Genomic DNA, 18505 nt, shown 5'->3' with positions numbered 1-18505 from the left:
CAGGCTGAATCAAAAAATAACATTCTCGTTCAGCCGGGCTGCGTATATTACGCTTTTCGCCCGCAGAGTCAAGCGCTTATTCGCTTTTTCTCTGCCCGACCTCACAATGTTTATCAGCGTTGTGTCGGTCAGTGGTGGCGCATTATAGGGAGTTCTTTGTCGCTGGCAATAATTATTTTAAAAAAAGCTAACGACCGATGATTATTCCATCAAATTTAACTTAAGTTATCAATTTTTCCAGTTTTGAGAATCCATATTCCTGCAAAACGGGGATTAATGCATCAGTATCAGTATTCACTTTCATACAATAAGCAAGACTATCTGCTGAAGTACAAACAAGATTACTCTGATGTTTAACTAACCAAGCCGTTCTTCGGGCAATAGCGGCACCAGAATCAATTAAGTGTGTGCCATCAGGGAGTATCTGAACTAATTCTTCTGCTAATAGTGGAAAATGAGTACAACCCAATACTACTGTGTCAGGTGGTTCTTTCATTCCGAGCCAAGGTTTCAGTATCTTTTTTAAAATGTCGGAAGAGACCTTACCACCATGCAATTTAGCTTCAGCTAATTCTACTAATTCAGCAGAGCCTATAGATTCAATCTTGCAACCTGTAGCAAACTTTTCGATAAGTTCTTTTGTATACGAACGATTAACTGTTGCTCTAGTCGCCAATAATCCAACGACACCATTACGAGTTAACTTTGCTGCGGGTTTTATCGCTGGAACCACACCAACGACCGGAAAACTGAACCGTTCACGCAGAGCAGGCAAACTGACTGTACTTGCCGTGTTACATGCAATAACCACTATTGCCAGAGGATGTTTTTGCTGAACAGCCGCAACAATTTGAACAACTCGTTCAACAATAAATTCTTCCGATTTTTCACCATAAGGGAATGCTTCGTTATCAAAAACATATATATAGTGGAGCTCTGGCAATAATTGCCGGATCTCTTGGTAAATAGATAAGCCGCCTACCCCAGAATCAAACACTAAAACTGTCGGACGTGCGACTTTATTTAAATCAGAAGTTATAGCTCCCAGTGAGATAGTATTCGCGTCCTGGAATGCGATAGCCATAAACTGTCTCGTAATCTTTATCAAGCAGGTTGGCTATTCTAGCACGGATTGTCAGATAAGAAGTGACTGGATATGAAACCGTTAAGTCCCAAAAGCTGACGCCACCTAATTTTACACGCTTAGCCGTAAATGTACTGAAATCGTTGTCATAACGCCGCCCTAGATATTGATAAGTTAACCCCCAATCAAAATCATATAGCTGCCAGTCAAGTTGATATTTGACTTGCTGCTTCGCCCGACGAACTAAAATTTCATTAGTTTCACTATTACGAGGGTCGATATATTGTACCGTCAATTGATGCTGAAATATGCCTGTGTCCATTGAACCAGTCCACTCAACACCTTTAATTTTTGCTTTACCAATATTGTAGTAACGGCTATTTGTATAATCGATCAATTGCTCAATCTCATTGAGATATACAGTCAGACGCCAATTTAGCTGGCCTGTTACGCCTTCAATACCACCTTCCCATTGTTTACTTTCTTCCGGTTTCAAATCATGATTACCACCGAAACCATACATCTGGCTAAGCGTTGGAGCCTTAAATGCCGTACCATAAGAAGTGATCAAACGATAATTTTTAATAAATTCCCAACCTAAACTGGCTTGCCATGTGGTATTCCAACCAGCTTCTGAATGTTTATCTGAACGAATTGCACCTTCTAAAATAAAATCTTTTAGCTGTTGCTGTGCTGTCAGATACATTCCTGTATTACGTACCGTTTCACTCTTCGGAATATAACTGGTCCCAGCTTCTATCGATTGTTTTTGGAAATCCACACCTGTACTGACCATACCCTGATATAGTTGAAACGTATTTCCCCATTGCAGGTTATATTGTTCAGAATCATTAAGGCTAGCAGACTTGTCATAGCGCCCATATTTAGGGTCAAAGTTATAGTCTTTTATATGATTATAACTTGCAATTAATTGGGATGAGTAGATCCCCCGGTTAAATCTGATCCCCGTATCATAGTGGCGGCTATAAAGTTCACGGGTATCCGGCCTAGCATATGGATAACTCCAATTAATATCCGCATCATAAGACGCTCTATTGTTATAGCCATAAGCTCGAACAAACCCACTGACTTGCTCATTAAATTTTTGATCGACTCCCAACCAAAGCATTTTGCTCATAAAACCGTCACGATCAGGCTGTCTAAAACCACCGGTATTACCATCAGCAACAACATCGTATCCTTTGGTATAGGTATAGTTAGCTGCTGCTGTCAGGACTGTATTTTCAGCTAATTTTTGCTGAGTTGCGCCATCATAAGTCTGATAACCATGCGAGCCGATACCTACATTAAGGTTGGTGCCTAGTTTCTCTCTGGTAGTGATGATATTAATAACACCGCCAATAGCATCAGAACCATAAACAGCGGAACGTGGTCCACGGATATATTCAATTTTCTGCACTAATGATACAGGTACTTGACTTAAATCAGAGGAACCACTGATACCTGCTTGATTCAAACGTATTCCATCCATCAACACTAATACGTGACGAGGATGCGTGCCACGAATAAACAGAGAACTTAACTGCCCAATACCGCCATGATGGGCAATATCAACACCGGGTAGGCGACGCAAAATATCAGCTACACTATTTGACTGCCAACGATCAATTTCATCTCTTGTTACAATAGTATAAGGGGCCAGTATGCTTGACACTGGCTGTTTAAAACGACTCGCCGTCACAACCAATGAATCCTGCGACTCCACCGCAGCGGAGGCTTGATTCCAATTAAAAATCACTACAATTGAAATAGTGGATAATAAAAACCGATTTTTATTTATCATGAGAAAACATCCCACAATTTATTGTCAGAAGGATACGCTACGATAAAGCGTGCAACTTACTCATGATAGTAAGCATAGACAGGATCATGCATAAGTAATAAGAAAACTGGACATCCTTTGCTCTTTCCCTACAATTTCGCACGAAAATTTTTCTTACTACAGATATACGAGAACAAACATAATGCAAAATCCCCTGCCAACGGAAAGCTACGAGCAGCAACTGACGGAGAAGGTCAGCCGCTTAAAAAACATGATGGCACCTTTCCAGCCCCCGGAGCCAGAGGTTTTCCGCTCACCGGAATCTCATTACAGAATGCGAGCAGAGTTTCGAATCTGGCATGAGCAGGATGATTTGTACCATATTATGTTCGATCAACAGACGAAACAGCGTATTCGCCTTGTTCAATTCCCTGTCGCTAGTAAGTTAATCAACAAAATGATGGTAGAACTCATTGATTCCATTAGATCTGAACAGATCTTACGTCATAAACTATTTCAAATTGATTATCTATCCACTTGCAGTAATAAAATCCTTGTTTCTTTGCTTTATCACAAAAAATTAGGTGATGAATGGACACAGCAAGCATTAAAACTGCGTGATGCGTTAAGAAATAAAGGGTTTGAGGTTGAGTTAATTGGCAGAGCTGCTAAAACCAAAATCACATTGGATCATGATTATATTGATGAGGTTTTACCTGTTGCAGGCCGAAAAATGATTTATCGCCAGGTGGAAAACAGCTTTACTCAACCAAATGCTAGCATCAATATCCATATGCTTGAATGGGCAATTAATATTACCAAGGATTCAAAAGGTGATTTACTTGAACTTTATTGCGGTAATGGTAATTTCTCTCTGGCATTAGCTCAAAATTTTGAACGAGTATTAGCAACAGAAATTGCCAAGCCATCCGTTGCTGCCGCTCAATATAATATTGCAGCCAACGGGATTGATAATGTACAAATTATCCGCATGTCAGCGGAGGAATTCACTCAAGCAATGAATGGTGAACGCGAATTTAATCGCCTTCAAGGAATCAATTTAAAAAGCTATCAATATGAAACGATTTTTGTCGATCCGCCACGTAGCGGCCTTGATGAAAAAACGCTTGAAATGGTCCGGACATATCCACGGATCCTTTATATTTCCTGTAACCCGGAAACCCTTTTCCATAATCTGGAAACATTAACCCAAACTCATAAAATCAGCCATCTGGCTCTGTTTGATCAGTTTCCTTATACACACCATATGGAATGCGGCGTACTGCTGGAAAAATTAATCTGATACTTGACGAACATATAAAACAAAAACGCCGGCAGATAGTTTATATCGCCGGCGTTTTTCATCAATTAATGACTATTTTCTATAATTGCCTGGTTTTTACGAATTTTTACCTTTCTGTAAATCCAGAATACCAGTACGGTACCTATTACCGCGGGTAGAAAATTAGAGCCAATTTCAGGGTATTCAACCCTGATAATCGCACTATAACTAAATAATCCTAAGAGGAAACAAGCAACAACTAACTTAGGCATCCCATCTGGCATTGAGTAATTTAAATAGCGCTGATGGATACAATAAATTGATAAAATCAGTGTTATCAATGGGAAAACTGAAAAAGAAACAACTGAGCTAAAAACTGCTGAAAACGTTCCATTCGTTGCTAATCCGACAATAAAAGCGAGTAACAATGTACTTTTGTCCTGGCGATATTGTTCCATCATTTCGTTCTCCTCCTTCATAGTTATTTAAGTTTAGGGTTCGGTGGATTCATTTCTTTGCGATACCAATAATATGCACCTTTAGCAATCATCCGTAGCTGCAAGACTAAACGTTCTTCTAAACGCTGTCTTTTCTCCAAATCAATATCCAGTGCTTCCGCACCGGCACTGAATACTATTGTTACCATTGCCTCTGCCTGCACCTCAGTAAAATGCCTCGGCATACAGCTTTCCTGTTCTAAATAGTCTGCCAGTTCAGCAATAAAATGTTGGATTTCCCGTGCGACAGCAGCACGAAATTCAGCAGAGGTCCCTGAACGTTCGCGTAGTAATAATCGGAATGCATTTGGATTATTACCAATAAATTCCATAAAAGTCGAAACAGACGTTCGTATGATACTGCCACCTTTAGCAATACGTTGCCGGGCTTGCCTCATTAACTGACGTAACATCAAACCACTTTCATCTACCATCGTCAGCCCAAGCTCATCCACATCACGGAAATGACGATAAAATGAAGTTGGTGCAATACCTGCTTCACGGGCGACTTCACGCAAGCTAAGGCTGGTAAAACTCCTTTCGGCACTCAACTGGCTGAAAGCAGCTTCAATCAGTGAACGACGAGTTTTTTCTTTCTGTTTCGCTCTGATGCCGATAACGTTACTCACACGAATCCTGACTCTTTATCTGAACTACATGTTAGGAAATATACCAAATTTTAACGCGTTTGCCGTAATGATGTGCTTATCATGTCATTTATAATGATCAATGTCATTTTCTCAGCGCATTTTCTTATTAGATATTAGGATGATAAAGGCGACTACACGTAGTCAAAAAATCATTAAGGAAAGCATTGCCTCTTTAGTTAATTCACTTCGGTCGTTAGATAATTATTTATTTTCCAAAAGCTTCATAAGCTTGCACCAGATTAACGTAACGGACAAAACTATGTTCAATTCACCCTAAACGAGATATAAAATCCTTATGACGATTGGGCTATTAAGTCAACCAATGTTAATATAGCGTTGTAATTTTGTGTAAAAACAGGTCTTTCCTCATATGCAACATATTCATTTTGACGCCATTGTCATTGGTTCTGGTCCTGGTGGAGAAGGAGCAGCAATGGGATTGGTGAAGCAAGGTAAAAGCGTTGCGGTTATCGAACGCTATAATAATGTTGGTGGTGGTTGTACTCATTGGGGTACCATCCCGTCCAAAGCCCTCCGTCACGCCGTCAGCCGTATTATCGAATTTAACCAAAACCCTCTGTACAGTGATAATTCCCGCATTCTTCGCTCTTCATTTGCTGAAATCTTACGCCGTGCTGAAATGGTGATTAATCAGCAAACTAGAATGCGTCAAGGATTTTACGAACGTAATGGGTGTCGTATGTTTTCCGGGGAAGCAACATTCATTGATGATCACCGGGTGAGTGTGCGCTATGCCGACGATAACTACGATATTTTAAGTGCAGATAAGATTATTATCGCAACCGGTTCTCGCCCATATTGTCCACCAGATGTTGATTTCACCCATTCCCGTATTTATAACAGCGATTCCATTCTGAAACTGGATCATGAACCACGGCATGTCATTATTTACGGTGCCGGAGTGATTGGTTGCGAATATGCTTCAATCTTCCGTGGATTAGGCGTAAAAGTTGATTTGATCAACACTCGTAACCATTTACTGGCTTTCCTTGATCAAGAGATGTCAGACGCACTTTCTTACCATTTTTGGAATAGCGGTATAGTTATCCGCCATAATGAAGAATATTCTAAAATTGAAGGTGTTGATGATGGTGTTATCGTTCATCTCAAATCCGGTAAAAAAGTCAAAGCTGATTGTCTGCTTTATGCTAATGGCCGAACAGGTAATACCGATACTTTAGGGCTGAAAAACGTTGATCTGGAAGCAGATAGCCGCGGTTTACTGAAAGTTAATAAGATCTATCAAACCAGCAATGAAAATATCTACGCTGTAGGAGATGTTATCGGTTATCCAAGCCTGGCCTCTGCTGCTTATGATCAAGGACGAATTGCCGCTCAAGCAATGGCGAAAGGAAACGCCGAAGTTCATCTGATTGAAGATATTCCAACGGGCATCTATACCATTCCTGAAATCAGCTCTGTAGGTAAAACCGAACAACAATTAACAGCAATGAAAGTGCCTTATGAAGTTGGGCGAGCACAATTTAAACATCTTGCACGCGCACAAATTGCGGGGATGAACGTAGGAAGCCTGAAAATACTATTCCATAGAGAAACAAAAGAGATTCTTGGTATTCATTGTTTCGGGGAACGTGCGGCTGAAATCATTCATATCGGCCAGGCAATTATGGAACAGAAAGGTGAAAGTAATACTATCGAATATTTCGTCAATACTACTTTCAACTATCCGACTATGGCTGAAGCCTACCGTGTCGCAGCGCTAAATGGCCTGAACCGACTATTTTGATTGCCCGTAATAAGCGCCCATTTTAGCTCTAATAGCCTCTGCCAGTTGCTCATAGCGACCACGCAGAGGTGAACCAGGACGATAAATCAAAATAACAGATCGCTTAGGTTCGGGATTGCTACACTCCAGATAACAGACACCATCACGTTTTTTCTCTTGTGGCACTGCCAGATCAGGCAATAAGGTTATTCCACTACCGGCAGCAACCATATTACGCAGAGTTTCCAAACTGGTTGCACGAAAATGGGTATCTTCCTTCGCGCCAGCCTGAAAACAGAACCCCATAGCCTGATCACGCAAGCAATGACCATCTTCTAGCATCAGCAATTTTTCACCCGTCAATTCATCCATAGCAATTTTTTCCCGCTCTGCCCAAGGATGGCCATCATAAATAGCGAGTTTCATGGGTTCTTCAAACAATGGCACTTCAATGAAGGCTCTTGTCTCCTTACCCATTGCCAGAATCGCAATGTCCAATTTGCCGCTATCTAACTGGGCTAGCAAACTTTGAGTCTGGGCTTCATACAAATACATTTCCAACTTAGGAAACAAACCATGAAGCCCAGGAATAATATGAGGCAACAGATATGGGCCAATAGTAGGGATCAGGCCAATATGCAGAGGACCAGACATGTTTTCCCCTTGCAGTGACGCCATTTCCTGCAAAATTCTAACCTCACGGAGAACCGTTCTGGCCTGTTCTACTAATAATATCCCTTGTTGAGTGAATAAAACTTTACGGCTGGTGCGTTCCAATAACATTACACCCAGATCATCCTCAAGCTTACGAATTTGCCCGCTCAATGTAGGCTGGCTGACGTGGCAAGAATCAGCAGCACGGCGAAAGTGCCGATGCTCCGCAAGCGCCACAAGATATTCCAGATCGCGGATATTCATTCCCACCTCAACTAATATGAATGATAGAAACTACCAATAGATAATTATATCAACGTGAGGGAAAGACTATCAGATAATCATTAAAAACTTATATATAAAGATCGCATTTATTTTACAGGGGATAGATTCATCTCCCCTGCTGATAATGACTAACTTAATTTTAGCCTCTGTTTAGCCTCTGAAATCGCTTTCATGACCTGTTTTTGCGATACGCCACCCTTTGCAAGTCGTTTGTCCAGACAAGATTGCAGAGACAAAATATCATATACATCATCAGTAATTGCACTGCTGAACTTCTGCAACTCTGCCAATGACAACGCTTCCAGTGCCTTACCCTGAGCAAGCGCCATAATCACAATTTCCCCAACAATATGGTGAGCTTCACGGAATGGAACACCTTTTGCAACCAAATAATCAGCTAATTCGGTCGCATTAGCATAACCCTGTTTAGCTGCTTCTGCACAACGTGAACGCCTGACCTGAATGCCATCTAACACCAACGCTGCCATATGCAAACAATCCAGCCAAGTGTCCAGCGCATCAAATAACCCCTCTTTATCCTCCTGCATATCTTTATTATAGGCCAACGGCAGACCTTTCAACGTCATCATCATGCCGGTCAATGCCCCCTGCACCCGGCCACATTTCCCACGGATTAACTCCAGCGCATCCGGGTTTTTCTTCTGTGGCATCAGAGAAGAACCGGAAGTGACTCGATCTGACAGTTCAATAAATCCTGCTTCACCGCTATTAAAGAAAATGAGGTCTTCCGCAAAACGGGAAAGATGGATCATACTGATACTGGCATTAGATAGCAGTTCCAATACATGGTCACGATCTGAAACACTATCCAGACTGTTACGTGTCGCTGAAGCAAAACCCAGCCATGATGCCAGTTGTTCGCGATCAATATTATAAGCAGTTCCAGCCAATGCACCACACCCAAGCGGGCTGGTATTCAGCCTCTTTAAAGTATCCTGTAACCGACTTTCATCACGAACCAACATTTCCACATATGCCAAACACCAGTGAGCAAATGTGATAGGCTGCGCTCTTTGCAGATGGGTATAGCCCGGCATCACCGCATCCTGATTATTCTCCGCGGTAATCACCAACGCCAGCTGTAACTCCACAATTGCCTGATGGAGATGTGAAATGTATTCTTTACACCAAAGTTTGAGATCTGTCGCCACCTGATCGTTACGACTACGCCCAGTATGGAGCTTCTTACCCAAATCGCCAACTTTACTGATTAGTTGCCCTTCTACCCAACTATGGATATCTTCTGCATCACTTTGCAAGATGGCTTGTGGATTAGCCTGAACCTCATTCAGTAATTCATTTAATGCCAACTCCAGTTTTTGTTGTTCCTCAACGGTTAGCACACCAACCGTTACCAGCGCTTTCGACCATGCAACTGAACCGGTAATATCTTGTTCCGCCAACCGGTAATCAAAGCGAAGTGAATCGTTAAATTGTTTAAACCGTTGATCTGCTTTCTGACTGAAACGCCCGCCCCAGAGTGCCATATTTTTGTTCCTGATTATCTGATGTCTGAGTGATTGATAACCTTGTATAAACAGCAATTTCATTTGCAACATGGAGATAATAGACTAGAGAAATCAAATACAAACATGAATTCACGATCTGACCATTATCTCCATAACCACGAACGATAAAATTACTCTTTACTATTTAACGCCCGAATACGCGAAGAAAGAGAATACAAACGGATAAATCCTCCTGCATGGCTGTGATCATAAACCTCATCTTCACCAAACGTTGCAAACGCTTCAGAATAGAGACTATTTGTTGATCTCTTCTGGATCGCCGTCACCTGACCTTTATAGAGTTTCAGAACCACTTCACCACGGACATCTTCAGCCAACGTCTCAGCGGCTGCCTGAATAGAGTGACGTAGTGGGGCAAACCAACGTCCATCATAAACAACATAGGACATTTCCAGTCCAAGCTGCTGACGCCATTTCAAGCTATCACGGTCCAGAACCAGTTGTTCAACACCACGTAACGCGGCCATCATAATGGTTCCTCCCGGTGTTTCATAACAACCACGAGATTTCATTCCCACCAGCCGGTTTTCCACAATATCGATCCGGCCGATACCATGTTTTGCTCCCAGAGCATTCAGCATTTCAAGGCATTGATATGGAGACATCACCTTGCCGTTAACCCCAACAACCTCGCCTTTCTCAATGGTGACACTGACCAATTCAGCTTCATCTGGCGCCTCTTCTGGAGCAACTGTCCACACCCAACAATCTTTATTGGATTCATTCCAGGTGCTTTCCAGTACACCGCCTTCGGTAGAGATATGCCACGCATTCTCATCACGGCTATAAATTTTCTCCAATGTTGCAGTGGTTGGAATATCTCGCGCTTTCAGATAATCCAACAACGCCTCACGGGAACGCAAATCCCACTCTCTCCACGGTGCGACAACTTTTAGCTGAGGGGCTAATGCCGTATAAGTGCTTTCAAACCGCACCTGATCGTTCCCCTTACCTGTTGCGCCATGAGCAAGCGCATCCGCCCCCACTTTCAATGCTAATTCAACCTGTGCTTTAGCAATAATTGGTCGTGCCATTGAAGTGCCCAATAAATAGCTACCCTCATACAGAGCGCCAGTTTTCAGCACCGGATAAACATAATCTTTAATAAACTCCTCACGTAAATCCACAACATGACATTCTGATGCGCCAGAGCGCAAAGCTTTCTGCTCCACGCCCTCCAGATCTTCACGGCTTTGTCCCACATCGGCGACAAACGCAACAACTTCACAATTATCATAATGCTCTTTCAGCCAAGGAATAATGGCAGAAGTATCCAGACCACCAGAATAAGCAAGAACGATCTTTTTAATATCTTTAGTATGCATGAAGTTACCCTTTAAAATTCCGTTGTTATTCATCAGCAAAGCTTTGCCGAAAATTAATCAAACTTAATTTAAGCCAGAATACGAGTACCGACGGGAACACCGTTAAACAGGTCGGTCAGTTGATCTGCATGACGCCAACTAGCGATATCTACCGGGCGACCTAATGTCCTAGCGGCATCTAGAGCTGCATTCACCTTCACAACCATGCCGTCAGTAATGATGCCCTGCACAATAAGTTGTTCCGCCTTCTCAGCATTAATGTCAGGGATCTTCTGCCCTTTACCATCTAAAATACCGCTAACATCAGAGAGTAATACCAAATCAGCACCTAACGTTTGAGCTATCGCCGTTGCTGCCTGATCGGCATTCACATTCATCAATTCCCCTTTATCAGTTACACCAATGGAACTAATAATGGGTATATAACCTGCATCCAGCAGCGTTTTCAGCAACTTAGCATCGCCCGGCATCGCTTTCCCCACATGCCCCAACTCTTCATTCAGTTGGGAAACCCTGACCACATTACCATCTCCTAAATATAATCCAACTGATGCAAGTTGATATTTAGTCGCCCACGACAACAAGGTCTTATTGGCTATACCCGCTAACGCTCCCGTAATCATCCCAATTTGATCAGCGGGTGTTACCCGCAATCCTTGTTTCTTCTCTATCGGTAGCTGCAACTTCTGCATCAACTCATCCACCAGACAGCCACCACCATGAACAATAACCAACTGGCGTTCATGCGTTTGTCGATATTCCTGCAATGCAGTAAACACGCGTTCCAATGCTTCTTCATTGTCCAGTAACACGCCACCTAATTTTATGACTAAAGGTTCCATTTGCTTTACTCCTTCATGTCAATCATTAAAGTAATGCCTGAGTTTCTTCAAACCCAAAACGTATATTCATACACTGAACTGCCTGAGCCGCCGCACCTTTCAAAAGATTATCCTCAGTACCCACAACAATCAGGTGATCATCCTGTACAACGAAACCGATATCACAGAACGGTAACCCAACAACGGATTTCAGTGCCGGTACCCCTTTGTTGTAGAGCCGCACCAATGGCTTATCCTTGTATGCTTGCTGATAAGCTTCATTTATCTGTTCTGCGGTAACACCTGACTTCAATTTACAGGTAATTGTGGCAAGAATACCTCGCACGAAATTGCCAAGATGCGGAGTAAAAATCACCTTAGTTCCCAGATGTTCCTCAATCTCCGGTTGATGACGGTGAGTAAATATTCCATAAGGTTGCAAACTGATTTCGCAAAAGCTGTTAGTCATACTGGCTTTCCGACCCGCGCCGCTCACGCCACTGGTAGCATTAATCACTGGCCGATGGCCAGTATCTAGCAAACTATTTTCCAACAGTGGCTTCAAAGAGAGTTGAGAAACTGTTGGGTAACACCCCGGTACAGCAACCAATTGAGCCTGTTTGATTTTTTCAGCCTGCCATTCGGCAAGTCCATATACTGCTTGTGCTAACCATTCAGTATGCTTATGTTTAAATCCGTAGTATTGTTGATAAATCTGAGCATTTTGTACGCGATAAGCACCGGAGAGATCGAACACAATGCAACCTGCCGCCAGAAATAACGGCGCAATGTCATGACTGACTTCATGGGCGGTGGCAAGGAAAACCACATCAATCCCTTTAGCAACATTAATAATATCAGTCAGCGGTTGCAGCGGCAGATCAACAATGCCTTTATACTGTGGATGTAAATCTGAGAAACATTTATCTGCATCAACGCTCTGAGCAGAAACCATTAGTCCAACCAGATTTATATGCAGGTGGCGATGCAGATATGCTGCCAGTTCTGCTCCGGTGTAACCACTTGCACCAACAACCAGCGTATTCAACATAGGATATCTTTACCTTGTGCTCAATATGTAAACGGGATAATGTATTTTTATTCAAAAAAAATGCATGAATATTGATACTATCATGAATAAAGGCTGTCAACAGTGAATATAAAATTACCTCCATTTATTGAGTTATTTCGGCAACTAATCGCGACTCCTTCTATCAGTGCCACCGATGTCAGTATTGACCAGAGCAATGAATCTCTCATCAACCTACTGGCAAGTTGGTTAAAGGAAATTGGTTTCGAGATTGAGATACAACCCGTCCCCGAGGCCCCCGGAAAATACAATCTGCTGGCGACGCTGGGGAGCGGCCCAGGTGGATTACTCCTATGTGGACACACTGATACTGTCCCCTTTGATGAAGGACTCTGGGCTAAAGATCCCTTCACCCTGACAGAACGAGATAACAAACTGTATGGTTTAGGTACAGCAGATATGAAAGGCTTTTTCGCCTTTATTATTGATGCATTGCGAGACATTGATGTCAGTAAAATAACCCGTCCGCTGTACATTCTGGCAACCGCAGATGAAGAGACAACAATGGCGGGAGCCCGCTATTTTGCCGCAAGTACCACTATTCGACCGGATTTCGCTATTATTGGTGAACCGACCTCATTGCATCCTATCTGCGCACATAAAGGACATTTATCGAACGCTATCCGCATTGTTGGTCAATCCGGGCATTCCAGTGATCCAGACCGTGGTATAAACGCCATTGATTTGATGCACGAATCTATTGGGCGCTTGATTGAACTACGCAATACGCTAAAAGAGCGCTATAACAACCCGGCATTTGCCATTCCATATCCAACCATGAATTTCGGCTATATTCACGGAGGTGATGCAGTAAACCGTATTTGTGCCCATTGTGAATTGCATATGGATATTCGCCCATTACCGGGACTAACGTTACAGGATCTGAACGGACTGTTAAATGAAGCCCTAGAACCAGTGAAGCAACGTTGGCCTGGCCGTCTGACTATCAACGAATTGCATCCCCCTATTCCCGGTTATGCATGCCCAACCGATCACAAGATGATTGATGTGATAGAGAAACTGCTAGGCCGCAAGGCTGAAACGGTCAACTACTGTACCGAAGCGCCATTCATTCAGGAATTATGCCCAACGTTAGTCCTTGGCCCAGGCTCTATTGAACAGGCGCATCAACCAGATGAATTTATTGATATGTCGTTTATTGAACCTACCAGAAAGATAATTTCTCAGTTAATAGATCATTTTTGCCTAAGCAATAATTAATCGCTTTACTCGTCCCCCAAAAACCAGGGGGACTCAAGCATCATCAAGCAACAAAAACACCTTCCCCAAGCCTCCTGCGCATTAAGTAATACTTATGGAACATGACCCGCCATTAAATTTTAGAAATTTCGCCCAAACTGATGATTTTCTGATATGAATATGAAGGCTTAGGGTGAATGAAACACTGTGGCGATACAAAAAACAACTTTACGCCACTTAAATGAAATTTTTCTACAGAAACAGAATCAACATTCTGCCAGCAATAAAGGCCAAGAGTCATATGAACCAACAATATTCCGCAATGCGTAGTAATGTCAGCATGCTAGGTAAGCTGCTCGGAGACACAATCAAAGAGGCATTAGGAGAAGATATTCTCGATAAAGTCGAGACTATTCGCAAATTATCCAAATCATCCCGCGCAGGCAACGAAATAGATCGCCAGCAACTATTATCTACCTTGCAAAACCTATCTAATGATGAACTATTACCAGTTGCCCGCGCTTTCAACCAATTTCTCAACCTAACAAACGTTGCAGAACAGTATCACAGCATCTCCCCACATGGTGAAGCTGCCAGTAATCCAGTTGCGTTAGCGAAATTATTCACCCAGTTAAAAGAAAAAAATTTCAATAACGACGATCTGAAAAAAGCGGTCAATGAGCTGTCTATTGAACTGGTCCTCACCGCTCACCCTACTGAAATCGCGCGTCGTACATTAATTCACAAGCTGGTGGCAGTTAACACTTGCCTATCGCAGCTCGATCACGATGATCTGGCAGATTATGAGCGTAACAACATTATGCGTCGTCTGCGTCAGTTAGTTGCCCAGTCATGGCATACCGATGAAATCCGTAAAATTCGCCCAACTCCAATTGATGAAGCTAAGTGGGGCTTCGCTATGGTGGAAAACAGCTTGTGGGAGGGTGTACCGGCATTTCTACGCGAATTTAATGAACAACTGGAAGAGTCAATCGATTACAGCCTGCCGGTTGAAGCGGTACCCATCCGCTTTACTTCTTGGATGGGCGGCGACCGCGACGGTAATCCAAATGTAACGGCTGAAGTGACTCGTCATGTGCTACTGCTTAGTCGCTGGAAAGCAGCCGATCTCTTCCTGAAAGATATTCAGGTTCTGGTTTCTGAACTATCCATGTCTGAATGTACACCCGAAGTTCATAAGCTAGCAGGTGGTGATGAAGTTCTGGAACCTTACCGAGAAATTGCTAAAAAATTACGGACACAACTCAGCAATACATTGACCCATTTGGAGAAACAACTGAAAGGGGAGCAAGTTCTGCCACCAACTGATCTGCTGGTGGACAACGAACAGCTCTGGCAACCACTTTACGCCTGTTATCAGTCACTAAAAACCTGCGGGATGGAAATCATCGCCAATGGTCAGCTATTAGATATCTTGCGCCGTATCCGCTGTTTTGGCCTGTCGCTGGTACGCATTGATGTGCGCCAAGAAAGTACCCGCCATACAACCGCCATTTCTGAATTAACGCAATATCTGGAATTAGGTAACTACGCCAGTTGGTCAGAAGAAGAGAAGCAGGCTTTCCTACTGCATGAACTTAATTCCAAACGTCCACTGATCCCACATAACTGGCACCCAAGCGCTGAAACGCAAGAAGTTTTCGCAACCTGTAAAGTCATTGCAGAGTCGCCACAAGACGCTATTGCCGCTTACGTTATCTCAATGGCTAAAGTACCTTCTGATGTATTAGCGGTTCACTTGCTACTGAAAGAAGCTGATTGTCCGTTCACCTTACCCGTTGCACCGCTATTCGAAACCCTTGATGACCTGAATAATGCCGAAAATGTCATTCAGCAATTGATAGATATTAAATGGTATCGCACACTGATTCAGGATAAGCAGATGGTGATGATTGGTTATTCTGATTCGGCGAAAGATGCCGGAGTGATGGCTGCGGGATGGGCGCAATACCGAGCACAGGATGCCTTGATTAAAGTTTGTGAAAAAGAAGGCGTTACGCTGACTTTGTTCCACGGTCGCGGAGGTACCATCGGTCGAGGTGGCGCACCAGCACATGCAGCACTGCTTTCCCAACCACCGGGAAGCTTAAAAGGTGGCCTACGTGTAACTGAACAGGGTGAAATGATCCGCTTCAAATTCGGTCTGCCACAGGTCACTATCAGTAGCTTAGCCTTATATGCCAGTGCAATTCTGGAAGCAAACCTACTACCACCACCGGAGCCTGACCTGGAATGGCATCAGGTGATGGATACCCTATCCGATGTTTCCTGCAAGATGTATCGTGATTATGTACGTGAACAGCCCGATTTTGTACCTTATTTCCGCGCAGCAACACCAGAACAGGAATTAGCTAAATTGCCTTTAGGTTCTCGTCCAGCCAAACGTCATCCGGCGGGTGGCGTGGAAAGTTTACGCGCTATCCCGTGGATTTTCGCCTGGACTCAGAATCGCCTAATGTTGCCAGCTTGGTTAGGTGCAGGTGCTGCGCTACAAAAAGTTGTCAATGATGGGAAACAGGATGTACTAGCAGAAATGTGTCGTGATTGGCCTTTCTTTACCACTCGCATTGGTATGCTGGAAATGGTCTTCGCTAAAGCCGACTTGTGGCTAGCGGAATATTATGATCATCGTCTGGTAGATAAGAACTTATGGCCGTTAGGCCAGAAACTGCGCGAACAACTTTCCGCAGATATTAAGACGGTATTAACCATTTCTAAAGATGAACACCTGATGGCAGATCTACCGTGGATTGCAGAATCAATCGCCCTACGTAATGTTTACACTGATCCATTAAACGTCTTACAGGCAGAACTATTACTGCGTTCCCGTCAACAGCAACATCCCGATCCTCAGGTTGAACAAGCGTTGATGGTAACCATTGCCGGTATCGCAGCAGGAATGCGAAATACAGGTTAGTCACTGTCAATAGGAGGCAATCTTCGTGCGATTGTAGTGACATCATTGAGCACAGTACTGAAATCTTTCCCAAACAAACTAGTACAAAATGTGCTCAATAGACAACAAAAAAGAGGTTATTTCTCACCAAGTGAAGCGTAATTGAAGAAAGATTCCTTATAATTTATCCACCTTTGTTCCGCAGTGAGATAAGCAAGCAAACAATCACTCCCGCAAAAATCTCGATCATTACATAAATAAAATTTAATAATGTGATTTTCGCTCACTTCCCTAAAATTGGATTTTTCCATTTCTAAGAGAATTCAATAATGAAGAAAAATAAACTTGCTATGCTGTTATCTCTTGCTTCCTTGTTTGGCGTTAATGCCTATGCCCAAACAGAACAACCGAAGGAGGTCTCTACTGCTCAAAACGCCCTGGCAGCGCAATCCCAGCTACTGCCTAACCCTGAGAGCCCCATCCGAGCTGAAGAGAAGGAGCTCAACACTAAGTCTGAGGTAGCTTACGTTGCCGCACCTCCGCTAACCAATATGTGGGTCTATGCCGTTGGCTCGACGAATTGCGGATGGGAATACACTTCCAACTTGCCGGTGACAAACTGCAATCATGGAGGATATCAGCTCCGCGCCGCCGTTCTGGAAATTGGCTATGGGTATAATTCCTTTGCTTGGATGAACGGCGGTACACTGCCATACTCGCTGTACTCTTCTACACCAGTGTGCATTACAAACGGGCAATACAATTGGCCATGTGCTGCGGGCCAAATTGTGGTTGGCTTCCTTAAGGAATACAGTCTTGATGGCTACCAGAATGGTATCTTCAGTTACCAGAACACTTCTGCTAATTGGCCTCGAAATACCATGTCAACGCAGATCAGTATTCTTTGACCTGCTGAAACCCATTTAAGAGTCTGTAAGGGGCGGGAAACCGCCCCTATTTATTTTTACGCACAGGTATCGATGCCGATGGTTTAGCCTTGTAATTAGGCAATTATATAAAATTAATTTAAAAGTTTACCTCGGTGAATTTCTCACAAATTATTTCCGTTAGGCTTCCCCTGTAGGAACTCCTGTACCCAGTAATAAAGTCATTAATCCACAATCCACGAATGGTATAACGAATGCGCAAAATAATATCGCTCGTGGCTTGCAATAAATAATACACTTAATTAATTCCTTAAAGCTTCTGGAAGGTTTTTCACCTAAACTTTGTGCCACGAACTCCCTTGGATACTGAACGGTGTCCGCTCTTGGCTTTCAGCGACGGAAGCCGTGGCTGTAAGGTCCCTGGCTTGCTGTAACATCCGTTCGACTAAACTAACCAACAACTCAACATCTAGCCTTTCTAACCATTCTCGGCTCCAGAGCAAGGTCTCACCCTCATCGATACGGCTAAGTTGTAGCGTCGGCCAATCGGCTAGTGTAGCCAAAGAGCGGGGTTCAACATCACCTAGCGGAATAAACAAAGTTACCAACTCATCGCGTTGGCGGATATGCAGGCTAAAAGGGCCGAGAGATAGATCGAGTCCTTCCAAGTGCAGAGATTCTTCGGCCTGCCCAAGGCGTCGGCACAGTTCTGATAATAAGGAATTGAACATGG

General features: G+C 43.3%; 16 protein-coding genes. 6 read left to right on the top strand and 10 right to left on the bottom strand.

The genetic code is table 11. From position 1 onward, the window contains the following. On the top strand, nt 1-201 hold a 201-nt coding region (locus Phpb_RS26210; RefSeq protein ID WP_205634717.1), incomplete at its 5' end, for a hypothetical protein. A 19-nt stretch (nt 202-220) separates the two neighbouring features. Here the strand turns inward: Phpb_RS26210 and murI are convergent. Both murI and btuB read right to left on the bottom strand, forming a co-directional pair. Then, nucleotides 221-1084 carry a glutamate racemase gene (gene murI / locus Phpb_RS00290; RefSeq protein WP_065388663.1) on the bottom strand — a complete coding sequence of 288 codons (864 nt, stop codon included), beginning with the start codon at nt 1082-1084 and terminating at the stop codon, nt 221-223. Then, nucleotides 1029-2888 carry a TonB-dependent vitamin B12 receptor BtuB gene (gene btuB / locus Phpb_RS00285; protein WP_065388662.1) on the bottom strand — a complete coding sequence of 620 codons (1860 nt, stop codon included), beginning with the start codon at nt 2886-2888 and terminating at the stop codon, nt 1029-1031. Before btuB ends, murI begins: the two co-directional genes overlap by 56 nt. Nucleotides 2889-3066: 178 nt before the next feature. Between btuB and trmA the strand changes: the two genes are divergently transcribed. Further along, nucleotides 3067-4170: a tRNA (uridine(54)-C5)-methyltransferase TrmA gene (gene trmA, locus Phpb_RS00280; protein ID WP_109396494.1), complete on the top strand. Its 1104-nt coding sequence runs from the start codon at nt 3067-3069 to the stop codon at nt 4168-4170. A gap of 65 nt (nt 4171-4235) precedes the next feature. Here trmA and Phpb_RS00275 read toward each other — a convergent pair whose 3' ends face one another. Next, nucleotides 4236-4607, bottom strand: a complete 372-nt coding sequence (locus Phpb_RS00275; protein ID WP_036782597.1) for a YijD family membrane protein — start codon at nt 4605-4607, stop codon at nt 4236-4238. 23 nt (nt 4608-4630) lie between these two features. Continuing rightward, complete coding sequence (gene fabR / locus Phpb_RS00270) at nt 4631-5275, bottom strand: HTH-type transcriptional repressor FabR (RefSeq protein WP_065388660.1); 645 nt, start codon at nt 5273-5275, stop codon at nt 4631-4633. A 391-nt stretch (nt 5276-5666) separates the two neighbouring features. Between fabR and sthA the strand changes: the two genes are divergently transcribed. Beyond that, nucleotides 5667-7064: a Si-specific NAD(P)(+) transhydrogenase gene (sthA, locus tag Phpb_RS00265; RefSeq protein ID WP_065388659.1), complete on the top strand. Its 1398-nt coding sequence runs from the start codon at nt 5667-5669 to the stop codon at nt 7062-7064. Here sthA and oxyR read toward each other — a convergent pair. The 5 genes from oxyR to argC form a co-directional block, all read right to left on the bottom strand. Continuing rightward, nucleotides 7056-7961: a DNA-binding transcriptional regulator OxyR gene (oxyR, locus tag Phpb_RS00260; protein WP_065388658.1), complete on the bottom strand. Its 906-nt coding sequence runs from the start codon at nt 7959-7961 to the stop codon at nt 7056-7058. The two genes, sthA and oxyR, sit on opposite strands and share 9 nt — an antisense overlap. Nucleotides 7962-8110: 149 nt before the next feature. Further along, nucleotides 8111-9490 carry an argininosuccinate lyase gene (gene argH, locus Phpb_RS00255; protein WP_065388657.1) on the bottom strand — a complete coding sequence of 460 codons (1380 nt, stop codon included), beginning with the start codon at nt 9488-9490 and terminating at the stop codon, nt 8111-8113. A 152-nt stretch (nt 9491-9642) separates the two neighbouring features. Then, on the bottom strand, nt 9643-10857 hold the full coding sequence (locus tag Phpb_RS00250) for an argininosuccinate synthase (RefSeq protein WP_065388656.1): 1215 nt from the start codon (nt 10855-10857) through the stop codon (nt 9643-9645). A gap of 68 nt (nt 10858-10925) precedes the next feature. Beyond that, nucleotides 10926-11699: an acetylglutamate kinase gene (gene argB, locus Phpb_RS00245; protein WP_065388655.1), complete on the bottom strand. Its 774-nt coding sequence runs from the start codon at nt 11697-11699 to the stop codon at nt 10926-10928. Between the two features lie 25 nt (nt 11700-11724). Beyond that, entirely contained in the window at nt 11725-12729 is a 1005-nt protein-coding gene (argC, locus tag Phpb_RS00240) for an N-acetyl-gamma-glutamyl-phosphate reductase (protein ID WP_065388654.1), read from the bottom strand. A 102-nt stretch (nt 12730-12831) separates the two neighbouring features. Here argC and argE point away from each other — a divergent pair, with 102 nt between their 5' ends. The 3 genes from argE to Phpb_RS00225 all read left to right on the top strand — a co-directional run bounded on the left by argE (nt 12832) and on the right by Phpb_RS00225 (nt 17793). After that, a complete protein-coding gene (argE, locus tag Phpb_RS00235; RefSeq protein WP_065388653.1) occupies nt 12832-13989 on the top strand; it encodes an acetylornithine deacetylase in 1158 nt (385 codons plus the stop codon). A gap of 280 nt (nt 13990-14269) precedes the next feature. After that, nucleotides 14270-16906 (top strand): phosphoenolpyruvate carboxylase, encoded by a 2637-nt coding sequence (ppc, locus tag Phpb_RS00230; RefSeq protein WP_065388652.1) that lies wholly within the window; start codon nt 14270-14272, stop codon nt 16904-16906. Between the two features lie 308 nt (nt 16907-17214). Next, on the top strand, nt 17215-17793 hold the full coding sequence (locus Phpb_RS00225; RefSeq protein WP_065388651.1) for a YolA family protein: 579 nt from the start codon (nt 17215-17217) through the stop codon (nt 17791-17793). A 314-nt stretch (nt 17794-18107) separates the two neighbouring features. Here the strand turns inward: Phpb_RS00225 and Phpb_RS00220 are convergent, their stop codons facing one another. Next, the gene (locus tag Phpb_RS00220) at nt 18108-18503 is read right to left on the bottom strand and encodes a type III secretion system chaperone (protein WP_065388650.1); all 396 of its coding nucleotides are present in this window, start codon (nt 18501-18503) and stop codon (nt 18108-18110) included. Nucleotides 18504-18505: the final 2 nt, after the last annotated feature.

Origin of the sequence: Photorhabdus namnaonensis (assembly GCF_001684335.1) — a bacterium.
Classification (GTDB): Bacteria; Pseudomonadota; Gammaproteobacteria; order Enterobacterales; family Enterobacteriaceae; genus Photorhabdus; species Photorhabdus namnaonensis.
The sequence above is the reverse complement of the archived record's forward strand: the minus strand, read 5'-3'. Positions and strand labels throughout refer to the sequence as shown.

Bases quoted from the DNA above. Each gene is read 5' to 3' on its own strand.
- murI (WP_065388663.1), bottom strand. From the start codon at position 1,084: ATGGCTATCGCATTCCAGGACGCGAATACTATCTCACTGGGAGCTATA.
- btuB (WP_065388662.1), bottom strand. From the start codon at position 2,888: ATGATAAATAAAAATCGGTTTTTATTATCCACTATTTCAATTGTAGTG.
- Phpb_RS00275 (WP_036782597.1), bottom strand. From the start codon at position 4,607: ATGGAACAATATCGCCAGGACAAAAGTACATTGTTACTCGCTTTTATT.
- sthA (WP_065388659.1), top strand. From the start codon at position 5,667: ATGCAACATATTCATTTTGACGCCATTGTCATTGGTTCTGGTCCTGGT.
- oxyR (WP_065388658.1), bottom strand. From the start codon at position 7,961: ATGAATATCCGCGATCTGGAATATCTTGTGGCGCTTGCGGAGCATCGG.
- argH (WP_065388657.1), bottom strand. From the start codon at position 9,490: ATGGCACTCTGGGGCGGGCGTTTCAGTCAGAAAGCAGATCAACGGTTT.
- Phpb_RS00250 (WP_065388656.1), bottom strand. From the start codon at position 10,857: ATGCATACTAAAGATATTAAAAAGATCGTTCTTGCTTATTCTGGTGGT.
- argB (WP_065388655.1), bottom strand. From the start codon at position 11,699: ATGGAACCTTTAGTCATAAAATTAGGTGGCGTGTTACTGGACAATGAA.
- argC (WP_065388654.1), bottom strand. From the start codon at position 12,729: ATGTTGAATACGCTGGTTGTTGGTGCAAGTGGTTACACCGGAGCAGAA.
- ppc (WP_065388652.1), top strand. From the start codon at position 14,270: ATGAACCAACAATATTCCGCAATGCGTAGTAATGTCAGCATGCTAGGT.
- Phpb_RS00225 (WP_065388651.1), top strand. From the start codon at position 17,215: ATGAAGAAAAATAAACTTGCTATGCTGTTATCTCTTGCTTCCTTGTTT.
- Phpb_RS00220 (WP_065388650.1), bottom strand. From the start codon at position 18,503: ATGTTCAATTCCTTATTATCAGAACTGTGCCGACGCCTTGGGCAGGCC.